The following is a 16,335-nucleotide window of genomic DNA, read 5'->3' as shown; positions in this document are numbered from 1 at the left end:
AGCTCGGCTCGAACACGCGGCGTCGTTCGGGCTGAACCGTGAAGACCGCCTGCCATAGGACATCCTCCCCCTCGCGGGTCAAAGATGCACCACTACTCCCCGGGACTACACACCTAGCCGCGGCGGTCCAGGTGGCGCCGCACGAAGCTCTCGAGTTCGGGGCTCTGCCAGTCGAAGCCCAGCGCCCGCGCCTTGGCGAGCGCGTCCTCCCCCGACAACCCTTGCTCCCTGGCGGCGTGCAGGACTGCGAAGACGCCGGAGCGCTTGCCGGAGGCGCAGTGGACGAGCACCGGCCCCGGCAGCGCGGGCAGCGTCTCCCGGAAGGCCTCCACCTGCTCGGATTGCGGGCCCGTGGGAGCGACCGGGATGTGGGCGTAGTCCAGGCCCGCCGCGCGGGCGACCTCGCCTTCAGCCTCGGGCGACAGGGGTTGGTTCTGCTCCCCGGCCGTCCGCAGGTTGACCACCGCCCTGAACCCCTCCTGGCGAAGCCGCTCAAGCTCTTCCCGGGTCGGCTGTCCGGTGTCCACCGTCAGCTCTTCGCTGATCCTGATCCTCTGCGCCATGGGCGCCTTCCTTCTGTTGTTGAGCCTTGAAGATATATTCATGTTCCATATATTATGAATCATGAATATAATGGAGATGCGCAGCCGGGCGGCGGAAGCGGAACGCTTCCTGAAGTCCATCGGCAACGGGCACCGGCTGCTGATCCTCTGCTCCCTGGTCGAGGGCGAGAAGTCGGTCGGGGAACTCGAACGGCTCCTGGAGATGCGGCAGCCCCACCTGTCGCAGCACCTGACCCGGCTGCGCGAGGACGGTCTGGTGAAGGTCCGCCGTGTCTCGCGGACGGTCTTCTACAGCCTGGGCAGCGAGCCCGCGGAGAGGGCGATCGGTCTCCTCTACGAACTGTTCTGCGCCAAGGACAAGGCGCCCGTTCCTGCAGCCGGGGATGCTCCCCGAATTGGCACCACGACCCCTGCTGCCGACTGAGGAGCCAGCGACCGGGATCTGCAATCTCCTCCCCAACAACGCGGCACGGCCGCAAAGGAAACAGAGATGTCCAGCAATCGCCCGGTGGTGACCGGCTTCTACCACGAGGACACCAACAGCATCGCCTACGTCGCGGCCGACGCGGCGACGAAGCGTTGCGCTATCATCGACCCGGTGCTCGACTTCGACCGCGCCTGCCGCGGCACCCACACCACCTTCGCCGACCGGATGGTGGGGTTCGTGCGGGAGCAGGGACTGACGGTGGAGTGGCTCCTCGACACCCATCCGCATGCGGACCACTTCTCCGCTGCGCCCTACCTCAAGGAGGTGTTCGGCGCGCCGATCGCCATCGGCGAGCAGGTCATCCGGGTCCAGAACATCTGGAAGGAGATCTACAACCTCCCGGACTTCCCGGCCGACGGCTCGCAATGGGACCGCCTGTTCAAGGACGGCGAGCGCTTCCGCGTCGGCGAGTTGGAGGCGGAGGTTCTCTTCTCGCCCGGCCATACGGCGGCCTCCATCACCTACGTCGTCGGCGACGCCGCCTTCGTGCACGACACGCTGTTCATGCCGGACGGCGGCACCGCGCGGGCCGACTTCCCCGGCGGCGATGCCCGCGTGCTCTACCGCAGCATCCAGCGCATTCTCGCGCTTCCGCCGGAGACGCGCGTCTTCACCGGCCACGACTACCAGCCGGGCGGGCGGGAGCCGAAATGGGAGTCCACCGTCGCCGAGCAGCGCGCGCGCAACACCCATCTGCGGGACGGCGTGACCGAGGAGGCCTTCGTCCAGGCGCGCGAGGCGCGTGACCGCACGCTCCCCTTCCCCGCCCTGCTGCTCGATGCGCTCCAGGTCAACATCCGGGGCGGGCGCCTGCCCGAGCCGGAGGCGAACGGCGTCTCCTACCTCAAGATCCCGCTGAACCAGTTCCGCGAGACCGGCTGCACGGCCGTCCGCGCAGCGAAGGGCTGAGCTGCCATGGAAAACTTCACCCCCGTCTCGGCCGCCCTGGGCGGCGCGCTCATCGGCCTGTCCGTCCTCGTCCTCTGGCTGGGCAACGGCCGCATCGCCGGGATCAGCGGCGCGCTCGGCGGCCTCATCAGGCCGCAGGCGGGCGAGGTCGCCTGGCGGGTCGCCTTCCTGGCCGGGCTCATCGGCGCTCCCCTGGGCTACACGCTCCTCTGGGGCGCGCCGGAGATCTCCATCCGGTCCACCTATCCCACCCTGGTCGTGGCCGGGCTGCTCGTCGGCTTCGGCAGCCGGTTGGGCAGCGGCTGCACCAGCGGACACGGCGTCGCGGGCATCGCCCGGCTGTCGCGCCGCTCCATCACGGCCACCGGCCTGTTCATGCTCGCCGCCGCCGTGACCGTCTTCATCGCCCGCCACGTCGTCGGAGCCTGACCGCCATGGGCCGCATTCTCGTCTCGCTCGCCTCGGGCCTGATCTTCGGCCTGGGGCTGGTCGTCTCGCAGATGATCAATCCGCAGAAGGTACTCGCCTTCCTCGACATCGCCGGGAACTGGGACCCGAGCCTGGCCTTCGTCATGGGGGCCGCCATCCCGGTCGCCGCCCTGGGCTTCGCCCTCGCCAGGCGACGGCGGGCGCCGCTCTGCGCCGCATCCTTCTCCGGCCCGACCAAGACCGCGGTGGACAGCCGCCTCGTCGTCGGCTCGCTGATCTTCGGCACCGGATGGGGTCTGGCCGGCTTCTGCCCGGGCCCCGTGCTGGCCGCCTCCCTCCTGGCCGGTGCGCCCGCGCTCGTGTTCCTGGCGGCGATGCTGGTCGGCATGGGGGCCTTCACGCTGGCCGACCGGCGCCTGGCGGTCCGCACCAAGGCGGCCTGAGGGGAAGCGCCTCCGGCCTGGCGGCGACCACCGTTTGGAGCGCCTGCCCGCGGCGGGCAGCAAGGAATCTCGGCGCCCGGGCCCCTGGGCAGTTGCGATGCGCGCCTCAAACATGCCGCGCCGCCGACCGGCCACGGCCGAGGCGCATCCACCGATCCCGCCTGATCGGTGCCCTCCCCAGGGATTTCTCAACTCGAGCGGGTTCTGCGCAGTGGGTTCATCTCACGTAGAGCGCCGGGGCGGCCGGAACGCGCTGTCGGCCTGTACCGTCGTCTTCGCTCCGGTGGTGCCGGAGACATTTCTTACAGGATCCATGTGGGGCTTGTGAGGCGTTCCCCCGCCCACGCATGCAGCATGCACACTCGGCTCGTGAGCTGGAGCCTGACATGGATCAGTGCGCTGACCTGACGGCGGCGGCACTTTGCCAAGGCGAAGGAAAAAACCGCAATGGGAGAGCCAATCATGCGGGCTTCTACCCTGTTCGTTGCTGCCGCCACATTCATGCTGTCCTTTGCCCCACATATGGGGGGGCTCGCGGTGGGCACGGCCGCCTTGGCCCAGCAGAGATCGCAGGATCGGACACTGGACCGGGATCGGACACTGGACCGGGATCGCCAGCGGGACCAGCTGCAGCAGCGGCTGCGGGATTGCAGTGGAACCGACTGCGACCGGTTACGGGAGCAGCTACGCGCCTTGGACCGGGACCGCACCCGGGATCGGACACAGGCAGGGCCAGGGGGAGGACAGGCAGGTCCCGGTGGGCGGGGCGCTGACGGTGGCGCTAGCGGCGGTCCCGGCAGCAATGGCGGAGGTGGCGCCGGTGGCAGTGGCAGTGGCAACAGCGGGGGTGGCAGTGGCAGCGGGCGTTAGTATCTTGCCGCGATCGGCCGCCTCTAAGCGGCCGATCCTTTTCCCGGCCCTGGTGAGCGCCAAATGGCCGCAGGCGCGTACAGCCGGTATCCTTGAAAGCGCCGGGCCGAATGCGTGAACATAGAAGTGAGGGCGTCCCAACGAGCCGAACCCACTGGGAACTGCGACTACCGTAGGGCCGTCGGGTGAGACAGGGACTGCCTGGCCCACTCCTGGGGCTGCTCTACTGCGCTGCGGCCTTGGCCCCCCTCGCCGCAGCAGCCGCCTTCGGTCCGGAAGCGCTCGACGAGTTCTGGATCGAACTCGGCAGTGCGACGGGACTGACCGCCGGGGCCATGCTGCTGTTGCAGTTTCTGAGCTCAGGCCGGTTCGAGAGCATCGCCGGGCGTGTCGGCCTTGACGTGACGATAGGGTTCCATCGCTTCGCCGCTGCCGCGGTTCTCTTGGCGGCCCTGCTTCACCCCCTGGCGTTCGCGGCCGCCGGAGCAGAGAATCCTGGCAGCGCCCTCGCACGCCTGTGGCACTTGCTTGCGGCACCGAGCCTGCTGACCGGCACTCTTGCCCTTCTCACGCTGCTGGCGCTGCTCAGCCTGGCATGGGGGCGCCAGCGGCTGGCGCTGCCCTACCAGATCTGGCGCGCGGGACATGGGCTGCTGGCAGCCCTCGCCGTGCTGCTCCTGGCGGATCACGCATTGCGCCATGGCTCCTATCTGCTGTCGCACCCCGTGACCATGTCGGTAGGTGCGGCGCTGGCGATGCTGGCGCTGGCTTCGCTTACCGAAGTGTGGGTCCTGCGGGCCATTCGGGCGCGCCATCAAGGCTGGCGGGTGGAGGCTGTACGCCCCCTGGCGCCCAAGCTGTGGGAGGTGATCCTCCGCCAGCGGCATGGCCAGCCCTTCCACTTCGAGGCCGGGCAGTTCGCCTGGGTCGTGTTCGGTGGGCGGCATCCCTTGAACGACAACCCCTTCTCCATCGCCTCCGCGCCCGCGGAGTGGCCAGACCTGCGGCTGGTGATCCGGGAAGCCGGGGACATGACCGGCAATGTCGGCGCCCTTGCGCCGGGCACGCCAGCGGCACTGGACGGCCCGCACGGCGCCCTGACCGTGCAGGGGCGGACTGCCGATGCGATCCTGCTGGTCGCGGGCGGGGTGGGCATCGCGCCGATCATCGGCATTCTCCGCTCGCTCGCGGCAAAGGGGGAGCCGCGCCCGGTGCGGGTTCTCGTCGCCACCCGCAGCACGGCCGAGCAGGTGTTCCATGAGGAGACTGCCGGGCTCGCCGCACGGCTGGACCTGCGGGCCGAGCATCTGGTGCAGGCACCACCGCCTGCGGGGGCGGCATCCCCAGCCTTCGCCGGGCCTCTGGCCACGCTGCTCCGCGGCCTGGAGCCAGGCCGCACCCTCGCCTTGCTCTGCGGACCGGCAGCAATGATGGAAGCGGTTGCGGGCGAGCTTGAGCGGCAAGGGCTGCCCGATGCCAATATCCGCTATGAGCGCTTTGACTATGGCGCGCCCCATGATCGCCATGGCCGGTCCATGCGCCGTGCGTTCCTGCTCGTGCTGACCGGTGTCGCCTGCGGCGCTCTCGCCTTTGCGCTGCGCGGGTTGGCGGGCGGTGCCGCTACCGGTTGACCTCCGTCAGCCAAGCCAGGATGGCGGCGCGCTCCGCCGGATCGCGAGTATGGTGGCGAGCCAGGAAACGGTCGAGCGTTGCGCGCCGAGCCGGATCACCGAGCCCTTCCGCCCGGCCGCCAATGCTGCGGGGATCGCTGTGACAGCCAGCGCAGACGCGAGCGAAAGCCGCCTGACCGGCAGGGGGGGCCCTCTCCTGTCCCTGAGCGGCGACCGCGCCGAGCAGGGCAGCGGGAAGCGCCATGAAGGCAGCCATGGATATACTGCCTCTTCGCGTGTGACGGTTCACGAGGCCCCTCCTCCACTTCTGCAAGCACGCTCGCCAGACCGTAGACCTGCCGCGGGGCAGCCGCCCACTTCCATGGACGGACTCCTTGCCCGAGAGGCAACCGAAAATCCTCCGCGGCAGGACCAAGCCTACCGTCACCTGTCGCCACGCGCGAGGACGCCCTGTGGCCACGGCGGGTGCCTGCCTGCATCTGCATTCGGAGACTTCGCGATGCCGTGATGGCAATTCTGATCTGCGTCCTACAGTCCAAGAAGCTGACCTTTGTCAGGAACGGAGCCTCGGACCTGTAGCAAGGAATCCTGCCTGGATGCTGCGCGGAGTGGCACATGCGGATCCTGGTTCCTATCGACGGTTCAATGCCTTCGCACCACGCGGTGAGGCTCGCCATCTCCCTTTCACAGGACCGGGCGGATGCGGCCATCATCCTGCTCAACGTGCAGAACCGCGCGACCCTCGTAAGCGTCCTCCCTCGGCTGCCTTGCGGCGCGCTGCGCTGATCGGCTGACCTGCCCGGCTGCTGGGTGGCGCGGAAGTCTGTTGCCGCCTGTAAGCCTAGGAGTAAGGGCGGTGCTGGACGGTCGTTTGGGCGAGGTGGTCAGCGTGGTGGCGCGGCGTCGTCGCTGGACGCTGGACGCTATAAGGACCTGATGAGGATGGTCCTGGTTGCACTCCCATCGCAGGGCGGCGAAGGACTGGCACGGGATCTTTCGAGCCTGTTGCCTTCGGCCCGGAAAAGGCCCGCCACACCGGCCTGCGGCCATTGCAGCGGGCGCTCAGCCACCGCGGCGATAGACCCCCTGCCCCAGCCGCGCCAGCGCGGCGCGCAGTTCCGGGTCCTCGATCTCCTCCAGCGCGCGGTCCACCGAGGCGGGCAGCTTCACCGGCGCCGGGCGCCGCGCCTTTGGCGCCGGGGCGGGCATGCTGCCCTGCACGAAGCGCAGCCGCTCCACCAGGCGCTGACCCATCGCGGTGTTGATCCGGGCGGCGAGCTGGGGCGCCATGTGCTGCAGTTCCATCGCCATCGGGCCGGTGCAACGCAGGGTCAGCGTGCCGCCGGTCAGCCGTAGCGGCACGCTCTGCGCCGCCAGGGCCGGCCCGACGATCTCCGGCCAGTCGGTCATCAGATGGGCGGCGGCCGGGCTGCGGCGCTTGAAGACCGGCCGCGTCAGGCGCGGCAGCAGCGCCGCCAGCGGGCGCGGGCCGAAATCCGCCCGCCAAGCCGGGGCGGGGCGCGCCGCCTCTTTCTCCGGTTTCTCCGCCCGGGGGGTTGATCCGCGCGGCGGTTCGTCCTCTTCCTGCATCCGTGCTGCCCTCCGCCTCCGACCTGCTCGTCTGGTATGACCGCCATCGCCGTTCCCTCCCCTGGCGGGAGACGACGCGCGACCCCTACCGCATATGGCTCTCCGAAGTCATGCTGCAGCAGACCACCGTCGCCGCGGTGACGCCGCGCTGGCGCCGCTTCCTCGACCGCTTCCCGACCGTGGAGGCGCTGGCCGCCGCCCCCTGGGAGGCGGTGGCGGAGGAATGGGCCGGGCTCGGCTACTACGCCCGCGCCCGCAACCTGCATGCCTGCGCCCAGGCCGTGGCCGTGCAAGGCGGCTTCCCCGATACGGTGGAGGGGCTGCGCGCCCTGCCCGGCATCGGCGCCTATACCGCCGCCGCCGTGGCCGCCATCGCCTTCGACCGCCCCGTGGTGCCGCTGGACGGCAATGTGGAGCGCGTGACCAGCCGCGTGCGCGCGGTGGAGGAGCCGCTGCCCGGCGCCCGCCCCCGCCTCGCCGCCCTGGCCCAGGGCTGGATGGAGCAGCCGGCGGCGCATGAACGGCCGGCCGACTTCGTTCAGGCGCTCTTCGACCTCGGCGCCACGATCTGCACGCCGCGCAGCCCGGCCTGCGCCCTCTGCCCCTGGCAGGCGGATTGCGCGGGCCGCAAGGCGGGACTCGCCGCCAGCCTGCCGCGCAAGGCCCCCAGGGCCGCACGGCCGGTGAAGTACGGCGTCCATTTCCTGCTGCACGATCCCGAGGGGCGTCTCCTGCTGCGCCGCCGCCCGCCCAGCGGCCTGTTGGGCGGCATGCTCGGCCTGCCCGGCACGCCCTGGCGGGAGGAGGGCTGGACTGCGGAGGAGGCGCTCGCCTTCGCGCCCGCCACGGGGCTCAGCTGGCGCCCGTTGCCTGGCGAGGCAAAGCACGGCTTCACCCATTTCGAGCTGCGCATGACCCTTCTGGCGACGATGGCCCCGCCCGGCCTGCGCACCGAAGGCGAGTGGTGGCTGCCCGAGGCTGCCGCGCAGGCTCTGCCCGGCGCCATGCGGCGGCTGCTGACGCTTGCCGAGGCGACCATCGCCGTGGCAAGCCCTGCTCTCCGCGCGCCCGGTTCCGGGCCGCGCAAACGAACACAGACGGGACGCCCCGCATGATGCACCTGACCGCAACCCGCGCCCGCACCGGCCTGCAGTTGGCCGGCTTCGCCCTGCTCGGCTCCGCCGCCCTGGCGGCCTCGGCGCAGATCACCCTGCCGATGTGGCCCGTGCCCGCCACCATGCAGACGCTGGTCGTGCTGCTGCTCGGCGCGCTCGGCGGCAGCCGGGTCGGCGCCGCCGCCGTGCTGGCCTATCTGCTGGAGGGCGCGCTGGGCCTGCCGGTCTTCGCCGGCGGCAGCGCCGGCCCGGCCGTGCTGATGGGCCCCACCGCCGGCTTCCTGCTGGGCTTCATCGCCGCCGCCGCGCTGGCCGGCCTGGCGCGTGGCACGCTGGCGCGGCAGGCGCTGGTGCTGACGGCGGCGCATCTGCTGCTGTTCGTGCCCGGCGTGCTGTGGCTGGCGCAGTTCACCGGCCTGGAGAAGGCGGGGATGGTCGGCTTCGTGCTGTTCATCCCCGGCACGGTGGTGAAGACCGCCCTGGCCCTGGCCACCCTGCGCGCCCTGCGCCGCGCCTGAGCGAAGGCAGCCTCCCCGACCCCGCGCCTCGCCGGAGGAAGGGGAGGCCCAGGGCAGGACCTTCGGGTTTCGCCGGGTTCTCCCGGCGGAAGCTTCGGGAGGCCGCGGGCATCAGGCCAGCCAGTCGGCCCCCGGCAGCCCTGGATCGAGGGCCAGGCTTCCGTCGTGATTGAGCGCGACGTGGAACAGCAGGTTTCCCTCCGCGTCCTGCAGATCGGCCATGACGATCCATTCCTTCGCATTCGCCGCGTCGTGGCTGAGCACCAACGTCGCGCCCTCGCCCAATTCGGCGGTGCGCAGCACCACCTTGCCATCCCGGCTGATGCTCTGCCGCCAGGGCACCTCGCCGAACAGCTCCTCCAGAGAGGCGTTGTCGCGCAGGGTCAGCGCGCAGGCGAGATCGCCATCCGCCAGCAGGAACTGTGCCTGCAGGCGCCAGGGCTCGGCCTCCGCCACGTCGTGCCGCAGCACCACCCGGAAGCCGGCATCGAGTTCCACCAGGCCCTCCGGCGCGAGCCCCTGCGCGTCCCGGCTGACGATGCAGGCGGACCAGGGCGCCGCTCCGGAAGCATCCAGGAAGCGGTCGGTCCCGGTGCCGTCGTCCCGCAGCGTCTGCTCGTGCAGCAGGCGACCGGCGGCGTCGTAATCCCGCGCCAGGATGTGCCACGAGGCTGCGTCAGCCGCGTCATACCGCGTCACGCGGCGGCCACCCTCATCCAGGTTCACCGCTTCGGTGGTCAGGCGTCCGGCGGCGTCCCAGATCTGGCTGATGCTGGACCAAGGGACCGATCCATCGGCGTCGTACACGACCGTGGCATGCCCCCCCTGGTCGAGCGCCTTGTCGAGGCGCGTGCGGACCCGCGCCGCGTCATAGGTGATGGCGATCTCCGACCAGATCTCCGTGCCGGCGGCGTCATGGTAGGTGAGCCTGCGGCTGCCATCCGCGTGGTTCTCCGCCTCCACGCGCAGCTGGCCCTGCGCGTCATAGTCGTAGCGGCTGGAACTCCGGCTGCCGTCGGCGAGGCTGACGGATTCGGTGATCAGATGCCCCTCGGCATCGTAGCCGCGGCGGACGACCTCGCGGCTGCCGTCATCATAACGCGTCTCCTGCAGCTCGATCTGCCCGGCTGCGTTCCGCGTGGTGGCCAGACGTGCCCAGGGCGCGGCATCCGCGGGATCGTAGGCGACGGTGATCGTGCTCCCGTCGTCACGTTCCTCGCGGGTTTCGTCCCGCAGGCCCGCGGCATCGTAGTGGATGGTGAAGCTGTGCCAGATCGCCGCGTCCGCCAGGTCATAGCGCGTGACGCTGTGGCCGCCCCCGGCTTCCTTCGCGATCACGGAGGCGAGCTGTCCCGCAACATCATAGTCGTAGCGGACGGAGGCGATGCTGCCGTCATCGTAGCGGACCTGCTCGGCCAGGAGTTGCCCCGCGGCATCACAGGTCTGCGTCCGGCTGGCCCAGGAGAATGCGTTGGCGGGGTCATAGTCGGACGACACCGCCCCCCCTTCGTCGAGCACCAGTTCGCGCCGCACGAGCCGGCCGAGCGAATCGTAGAACAGTGTCTGAAAGGCCCACGAGGCGATGTCGGCGACATCCGTGATGACCCGCTGCGCTGCCATGCCGTGCTCTCCCGATGATGGCGGTCCGATCGGGTGCCGCAGTCTCTACCTGCGATGTGAGCGCATCTTGCGGCGGGCCAGGCAGTCTTGACGCTCCGGCGGCAACCTCACCGAAATGTAAAGAGAGCTTTAGACGCTGTAAATGGCCTGCCGACCGGGGAGGCCTTGTTCCACACCTCCCCGGCCCAGCCTGACGCCCCCTGGGGGCCGCGGAACCGCCCTCAGGCCAGCGGCGTCACGACCGTCTCGGCGAGTGTCCCGTTGTCGTAGATGCCGGCGGAGTAGAGCGCGTCGCCATGGGCGTCGTACAGCACCGCATAGACGGACCAGTCATGCGCATCGGCGAGGTCGTAATCCACGATCAGCGTGGTCCCGTTGCCGAGCTCGGCCGAGCGATGCGCCACGGCGCCGCTCACGTCGTAGACCTCCTGCCAGTCGGCGCTGCCGAGATTCTCCTGCAGGCTGTGGTCGTCGTTGACGGTGGCGGCGTAACCCAGCGTGCCGTCCGGCATGTAGATCCGCGCATTCGCCGTCCAGGATTCGGTTCCCGCGACGTCATACTGCATCACCATCTGACCGCCCACGTCGAAGGCCAGGGCACGCTGGGTGACCTCGCCCTCAGCCCCATGGGTGATGGTGTACTTCGACCACTCCGCCGTGTTGCCGGCGTCGCGGAAGATCTCGGTGCCGGTGCCGTTGTCGTATTCGATCAGCTGATGGGACAGCTGGCCCGCGGCATCGTAGTTCAACGTCACCTGCTGCCAGTTCTCCAGCCCTGCCACGTCGTACTGCACGGTGGTGCGGCTGTCGTCGTCGAAATTTGTGGCCTGGAAGGTCACATGGCCGTCGGCATCGTAGGTGAAGCTCTGCTTGCTCCAGTTCTCCGTGCCGCCGACATCGTAGGTGGTGACGCTCTTGCCGCCGTCATCGAACATGACGTCGAGGCGGTAGCGCAGGCCGTCAGCGCCATAGGCGACGACCTGGGACTGCCAGGTCTCGGTGCCCGCCGCGTCGTAGAAAGTGTTGTTATGGGCGCCGTCGTCGAAGTTGGCGATCTCGGACTGGAGGCGGCCGTCAGCATCGTAGTTGAAGACGATGCGGGCCCAGTTCTCGGTGTCCGCGGCGTCGTAGACGACATGCACCGAACCGTTGTCGTCGAGGGTCATATCCCTTTGGATCAGCCGACCCTCGTCGTCATAGGTGAGGGTCTGAGCCGACCACGCGGCGGTATTCGCAGAGTCGGTAATCACGCGCTGGGTGGTCATCGCTGTCTCTCCTGATTTCTTCTGGGCAGCGCAGGCTTGGTGACGCTCTCCCCGGCACGATGCCCCTCAGCCGGAGAACCGGCGAGAAACAGTCAAGCCAAGGATTACGGGATGAAGATGAAGCGAAGAAGGGTGTCTGTAAAAACACCCTTCGTTGAAATCTATGCGAGAAGGAGGCGCCTTACCCTTCGCGCTCCTGGTGCACCCTCCCCGCCCAGAGCCGCCCGGTCTGAAAAGCGGCTTAAATTTCAGGAGCCTGCCGTACTGTCACGCCGCCGCTCGGAAGGCCTCGCGCGGCAGTGTGCATTTGGCGCGCGCTGATCAACACAACTTCAACGGATATTCCAGCCCAGGTGGCGGGAGCGAAGCGCTGCAACCTCCGTCTGGGCGAGCGGTTCTTCTGGAACAGGCCATGAACAGGAAATGGCCCGCCAGCGCCCCTCACCGGAAGAGAGCCCCGACATGGACCGGAAGACCAGCAACCCACCCGACAACACCGTGCCAAACAACACCGTGAAGGACCCGGCTGACTGGGCCACGGGTGAGGAGAGCATGACCGGCGCGCAGGCGAGCTACCTGAAAACGCTCTGCGAGGAAGCCGGCGAGCCGTTCGACGAGACGCTGAGCAAGGCGGATGCCTCCCGCCGTATCGACGAACTGCAGGAGAAGACCGGCCGCGGCCGCGACCACTAGCCCCGCCCGTGGCGGGCGAGGCGGAGCGGGTCAGGGCGTCGGTGCGTCACACCATCCAGTCGGAGGCCTGCTCGGGCAGCATCGTCTGGTGCAGCACCCCGTCGTCGCCGAAGGCCGCGGCGTAGAAGGCATCGCCCCCGCCCGCATCGCTCAGCGTCAGCAACAGCATCCAGTCCTGCGCCTGCGCCGTGTCATAGTCGAGCGCGAGGAGAACGCCGTTGCCGAGATCGAGGCTGCGGTGCTGCACCGCGCCCTGTGCCGTGGTCTCCACCTGCCATCCGGCATCGCCGAGCCGCTCGACCAGGCTCAGGTCGTCGTTGAACTGCACGGAATAGGCGAGATCATTGTGCAGGTCCGTCACCCGCGCCTGCGCGGCCCAGGATGCCTGCTGGCCAGACCAGCCATTCGGGTCGATACGCGTCACCAGATGACCGCCATCGTCGAAATCCACCGCACGCGTGCTGATCTCGTCGTTACGGTAGCTGCCGGTCTGCGTTGTCCGTGACCAGGTGTGCAGGTCCCCGGCATCGTACCAGGCGTAGAGCGAGCGCAGGTCGTCGTACTGGGTGGAGGCCGAGATCAGTTCGCCCGCAGGGTTGTAGCTCCGCTCCTGCGAGGTCCAGTCGCGACCACCGCTGTCGTATTGCAGCACGGTGCGGTGTCCGTCGTCGAAGGAGTACTCCACGGTGTAGAGCCGGTCCGGCGTGCCCTGCGTCGTGCGCTGCATCGTCCAGTCAAACTGGTCGCCGCGGTCATAGGCCGTGGTGAGGGAATGCCCGTCATCGAACTGCACGACGCGGTTCAGGAGGTCGCCGGAAGCCGTGTAGTCGGCCGCGACGCGGCTCCACGTCTCGCTGCCCGACGCATCGTGCAGCACGACGGAGCGGTGGCCGTCATCCCAGTTGGTGGTTTCCCGCCACAGCGTTCCCTCCGTGTCGAAGTCGCGCGTGACCTTGCTCGTCGCGGAGAGGTCCGCCGCATCGTACTGGACCTCGACATGCCCGCCGGCATCAAGCAGCAGATAGCGCCCTTCGATCTGTCCGCTGTCGTTGTAGAAGACGGTCTGCGACGACCACGGCTGCAGGTCCGCGGTGTCGGTGAACTCTCGCTGGTAACTCACGGCACTCTCCCAGGATCAGCCGCGGCCCGGCGGGTCGCCGCGTGCCACGGGCAGGTCCTCGCTGATGGACCCTGCTACCGCACATGCTAGGCGCGCAGCCCGCTTCGCTGATGCCCGGAGACAGTACGCCTCCATCCTTTGGTGCACGCTCTCGGATTGTTGAGGACAGTCCATCCTCTCACAGTTGGGTTACTCGAACGACCACAACCATGCCGAGCCAGCATCCCTGCAGCCACAATCCTTCTGGCGGAATCCCCGCGCGCCGAGGCTGCCGGGCTTGTCGCCGGCCGGCGCATCGCGAATCGGTGGAGAGGAAGAGGAGCGGCTTCAGCCCATGTTGCGCGCGAGTTCGGCGCGCAGCTCGTCGAGCAGGCGCAGCGAGCCGTCGCGCCGCTCGACATGCCAGAACAGCCAGCCGTTGCAGGAGGGCGCCTCCTGCACCGCCGCGCCGACCTGATGGATCGAGCCCTGCGCCTGTCCGCAGCGCAGCGAACCGTCCGCGCCGACATCGGCGACGAAGCGGCGGTGCCGGTCCACCAGCCTGGCGCCGGGCGGCACGAGGCCGCGCTCCACCAGCGCACCGAAGGGGATGCGCGGCTGCTCGCGCTTGGTCGGCATGACCAGCGCGGCGCTCTCGGAAAGCGCCTCCACCGCGTCGATGCGCGCGCGTGCCGCGGCGGCATAGTCGGGATCGCGTTCGATGCCGATGTAGCGCCGCCCCAACCGCTTCGCGACCGCCGCCGTGGTGCCGGAACCCAGGAACGGGTCGAGCACCACCTCCCCTGGCGCGGTGCAGGCGAGGATCACCCGGTGCAGCAGCGCCTCGGGCTTCTGCGTCGGATGCACCTTCTTGCCCTCGGCGTCGCGCAGCCGCTCGCCGCCGGTGCAGAGCGGGATGAACCAGTCGCTGCGCATCTGCACGTCGTCGTTCAGCGACTTCATGGCGGTGTAGTTGAACTTGTAGCGGCTCTCCTGCCCGCGCGCCGCCCAGATCAGCGTCTCATGCGCGTTGGTGAAGCGCCGGCCGCGGAAGTTCGGCATCGGGTTGGCCTTGCGCCAGATGACGTCGTTCAGGATCCAGAAATCGAGGTCCTGCAGCGCGACGCCGAGGCGGAAGACGTTGTGGTAGCTGCCGATCACCCAGATCGTGCCGTCCTTGCGCAGCACGCGCCGCGCCTCGGTCAGCCAGGCGCGGGTGAAGGCGTCATAGGTGGCGAGGTCGGAGAAGCGGTCCCAGGCGTCGTCCACGCCGTCCACCACGCTCTCGTCCGGCCGCCGCAGCTCGCCCCGGAGCTGCAGGTTGTAGGGCGGATCGGCGAAGATGGCATGCACCGAGGCCGGCGGCAGCCGGCGCAGGGCCTCGATGCAATCCCCTTCAAGGATGCAATCCAGCGGCAGATCCAAGCCCGTACCCACGCCTGCGAAACCCCCAGCGACTCGAAGCGAGACAATGCGTTGGGTCGAGTCGCGTCGTCAAGGAAGCCGAGTCGCAGTTTTTTCAGGAAGTTCGGAGAAGGGCGAGCTGGTCCACCGGCGCGAAGCCGCGGCGGTGATGCGGCGAGGCGCCCAGTTGCAGCAGCGCCGCGCGGTGTTGCGGCGTGGGGTAGCCGGCATGGCGCGCGAAGCCGTAGCCGGGCCAGCGGCGATCGAGCCGCGCCATGGCGCGGTCGCGCGTCACCTTGGCGATGATCGAGGCGGCGGCGATGGAAAGGCTCGTCGCATCGCCCTTCACCACGCAGCGCACGGCGCAGGGCAGGCCCGGCGCGGCATTGCCGTCCACCAGCGCGAGGTCGGGCAGCACCGGCAGGCGCAGGACGGCGCGCCGCATCGCCAGATGCGTGGCGCGGAGGATGTTGATGCGGCCGATCTCGGCGGCGCTGGCGGCGCCGAGGGCGAAATCCAGCAGGTCGGCGCGGGCTGCGGATTGCAGCGCCACGCAGGCCGTCTCGCGCCGCGCCGCGTCGAGCTTCTTGCTGTCGTCCAGCAGCCGCGCGAGATCATCGGGCGGCGCGGTGCGGAACACCACCGCCGCCGCGACCACAGGCCCGGCCAGCGGCCCGCGCCCGACCTCGTCCACGCCGGCGACGCGCCCGCCTGCTTCGCGCTCCAGCGAATAGTCCGGCATTCATCCCAGGCCCTTGGTTTCCAGCACGTCGCCCGGCGCCAGCAGCTCCGGCGCGCCCTCGCGAAGGAACTGCCGCGCCGCCGCGTCGTCCCGCCATAGGCCGCGCAGGAAGGTGACGGCAAGGCCGGCCACGCGCGGATGGTAGGTCGCCTCCTCCCAGCGCGCGCCAGCCCCCGCCTCGCCGGCGAAGCTGGCATGGGTGGCGCCCTCCAGCACTGCCAGCGCGCCGGGCGCGGCGATGGCATCGAAGGGGATGCGCCGCTCTGCCGCGCGGGTGCCATCCACCCAGGTGTCGTCCAGCGTACCCGTCACGTGCAGCATCGGCGCCTTCACGCGGGCGAAGGCGAGCGCCGGCGGCAGGCCGGCGGAGGGCACCGGGGAGAGGGCGATGCCCGCCGAAAGCCGCGGGTCCGGCAGCGTCAGGCCACGGTCGCCACCCGGAATGCGCTCGCCCAGCATGTGCTGCACCAGCCAGGCGCCGTAGGAATGTCCGGCGATGCCCAGCCGCGCCGGATCGACCCGTCCGGCCAGCTCCGGGCGGCGCTGCACCTCGTCCAGCACGAAGATGGCGTCCTGCAAGCGGTCGAGCGCCCGCCGCGCATCGCTGATGGCTGCGGCGAAGGAGAGGCGCCGGTCGGCCGCGCCGCGCCAGAGGCTGTCATCGGTGCCGGGATGCTGGAGGTGGAGCGCGGCGAAGCCGGCCGTCGCCAGCGCCTCGCCGAGATAGGCCAGCCCCTCGCGCGAGCCGCCCAGCCCGTGCGAGACCAGCACCAGCGGCACCGGCCCCCTGCCCTCCTCGGGCCAGCGCAGCAACACCGGCAGGGTGCGGTCGCGGGCAGGGTCGGTCCAGTCCTGCCGTTCGGCCTCCTGCGCGCGGGCGGTGCCGGCAGCGAGCAGGAAGGGCAGGGCGAGCGTCGTGCGGCGGGGTATCATCCCCGGAAGATGGGCGCCGCCCTG

Annotated in this window: 17 protein-coding genes; 9 read left to right on the top strand and 8 right to left on the bottom strand. The window is 69.8% G+C overall.

What is annotated here, in order from left to right; genetic code table 11:
- Nucleotides 1–113 precede the first annotated feature (113 nt).
- A complete protein-coding gene (locus tag QMO56_RS05850; RefSeq protein WP_283524099.1) occupies nucleotides 114–563 on the bottom strand; it encodes a protein tyrosine phosphatase family protein in 450 nt (149 codons plus the stop codon).
- Between the two features lie 70 nt (nucleotides 564–633).
- Between QMO56_RS05850 and QMO56_RS05845 the strand changes: the two genes are divergently transcribed.
- The 6 genes from QMO56_RS05845 (at nucleotide 634) to QMO56_RS05820 (ending at nucleotide 6,118) form a co-directional block, all read left to right on the top strand.
- Entirely contained in the window at nucleotides 634–987 is a 354-nt protein-coding gene (locus QMO56_RS05845) for a helix-turn-helix transcriptional regulator (RefSeq protein WP_283524098.1), read from the top strand.
- 66 nt (nucleotides 988–1,053) lie between these two features.
- Nucleotides 1,054–1,959, top strand: coding sequence for an MBL fold metallo-hydrolase (locus QMO56_RS05840; RefSeq protein ID WP_283524097.1), 906 nt, complete (start codon nucleotides 1,054–1,056; stop codon nucleotides 1,957–1,959).
- Nucleotides 1,960–1,965: 6 nt separating this feature from the next.
- On the top strand, nucleotides 1,966–2,388 hold the full coding sequence (locus QMO56_RS05835) for a YeeE/YedE family protein (protein WP_283524096.1): 423 nt from the start codon (nucleotides 1,966–1,968) through the stop codon (nucleotides 2,386–2,388).
- 5 nt (nucleotides 2,389–2,393) lie between these two features.
- Nucleotides 2,394–2,831, top strand: a complete 438-nt coding sequence (locus QMO56_RS05830) for a DUF6691 family protein (protein WP_283524095.1) — start codon at nucleotides 2,394–2,396, stop codon at nucleotides 2,829–2,831.
- A gap of 1,109 nt (nucleotides 2,832–3,940) precedes the next feature.
- Entirely contained in the window at nucleotides 3,941–5,332 is a 1,392-nt protein-coding gene (locus tag QMO56_RS05825; RefSeq protein ID WP_283524094.1) for a ferric reductase-like transmembrane domain-containing protein, read from the top strand.
- Between the two features lie 615 nt (nucleotides 5,333–5,947).
- Nucleotides 5,948–6,118 (top strand): universal stress protein, encoded by a 171-nt coding sequence (locus QMO56_RS05820; protein WP_283524093.1) that lies wholly within the window; start codon nucleotides 5,948–5,950, stop codon nucleotides 6,116–6,118.
- A gap of 276 nt (nucleotides 6,119–6,394) precedes the next feature.
- On the opposite strand, the gene QMO56_RS05815 is transcribed toward QMO56_RS05820, so the two are convergent.
- Nucleotides 6,395–6,922 carry a DUF721 domain-containing protein gene (locus tag QMO56_RS05815; protein ID WP_283524092.1) on the bottom strand — a complete coding sequence of 176 codons (528 nt, stop codon included), beginning with the start codon at nucleotides 6,920–6,922 and terminating at the stop codon, nucleotides 6,395–6,397.
- A 5-nt stretch (nucleotides 6,923–6,927) separates the two neighbouring features.
- On the opposite strand from QMO56_RS05815, the gene QMO56_RS05810 reads away from it, so the two are divergent.
- Nucleotides 6,928–8,037, top strand: coding sequence for an A/G-specific adenine glycosylase (locus tag QMO56_RS05810; protein WP_408906509.1), 1,110 nt, complete (start codon nucleotides 6,928–6,930; stop codon nucleotides 8,035–8,037).
- Nucleotides 8,034–8,555 (top strand): biotin transporter BioY, encoded by a 522-nt coding sequence (locus tag QMO56_RS05805; protein ID WP_283524090.1) that lies wholly within the window; start codon nucleotides 8,034–8,036, stop codon nucleotides 8,553–8,555. Before QMO56_RS05810 ends, QMO56_RS05805 begins: the two co-directional genes overlap by 4 nt.
- A gap of 111 nt (nucleotides 8,556–8,666) precedes the next feature.
- Here QMO56_RS05805 and QMO56_RS05800 read toward each other — a convergent pair whose 3' ends face one another.
- Together QMO56_RS05800 and QMO56_RS05795 are read right to left on the bottom strand one after the other, a co-directional pair.
- Nucleotides 8,667–10,175 (bottom strand): hypothetical protein, encoded by a 1,509-nt coding sequence (locus tag QMO56_RS05800; RefSeq protein ID WP_283524089.1) that lies wholly within the window; start codon nucleotides 10,173–10,175, stop codon nucleotides 8,667–8,669.
- Nucleotides 10,176–10,396: 221 nt separating this feature from the next.
- Nucleotides 10,397–11,341, bottom strand: a complete 945-nt coding sequence (locus QMO56_RS05795; protein ID WP_283524088.1) for a hypothetical protein — start codon at nucleotides 11,339–11,341, stop codon at nucleotides 10,397–10,399.
- Nucleotides 11,342–11,902: 561 nt separating this feature from the next.
- On the opposite strand from QMO56_RS05795, the gene QMO56_RS05790 reads away from it, so the two are divergent.
- Nucleotides 11,903–12,133 (top strand): DUF3072 domain-containing protein, encoded by a 231-nt coding sequence (locus tag QMO56_RS05790; protein ID WP_283524087.1) that lies wholly within the window; start codon nucleotides 11,903–11,905, stop codon nucleotides 12,131–12,133.
- A 46-nt stretch (nucleotides 12,134–12,179) separates the two neighbouring features.
- On the opposite strand, the gene QMO56_RS05785 is transcribed toward QMO56_RS05790, so the two are convergent.
- From QMO56_RS05785 to QMO56_RS05770, 4 genes are all read right to left on the bottom strand, one after another.
- The gene (locus QMO56_RS05785; protein WP_283524086.1) at nucleotides 12,180–13,253 is read right to left on the bottom strand and encodes a hypothetical protein; all 1,074 of its coding nucleotides are present in this window, start codon (nucleotides 13,251–13,253) and stop codon (nucleotides 12,180–12,182) included.
- Nucleotides 13,254–13,580: 327 nt separating this feature from the next.
- Nucleotides 13,581–14,669 carry a site-specific DNA-methyltransferase gene (locus QMO56_RS05780; RefSeq protein ID WP_283524085.1) on the bottom strand — a complete coding sequence of 363 codons (1,089 nt, stop codon included), beginning with the start codon at nucleotides 14,667–14,669 and terminating at the stop codon, nucleotides 13,581–13,583.
- Nucleotides 14,670–14,751: 82 nt separating this feature from the next.
- Entirely contained in the window at nucleotides 14,752–15,378 is a 627-nt protein-coding gene (locus QMO56_RS05775) for a ribonuclease HII (protein ID WP_283524084.1), read from the bottom strand.
- Nucleotides 15,379–16,311, bottom strand: coding sequence for an acetylhydrolase (locus tag QMO56_RS05770; RefSeq protein WP_283524083.1), 933 nt, complete (start codon nucleotides 16,309–16,311; stop codon nucleotides 15,379–15,381).
- Nucleotides 16,312–16,335 lie beyond the last annotated feature (24 nt).

It is taken from the genome of Roseomonas sp. E05, from assembly GCF_030063475.1.
Classification (GTDB): domain Bacteria; phylum Pseudomonadota; class Alphaproteobacteria; order Acetobacterales; family Acetobacteraceae; genus Pseudoroseomonas.
The sequence above is the reverse complement of the archived record's forward strand: the minus strand, read 5'-3'. Positions and strand labels throughout refer to the sequence as shown.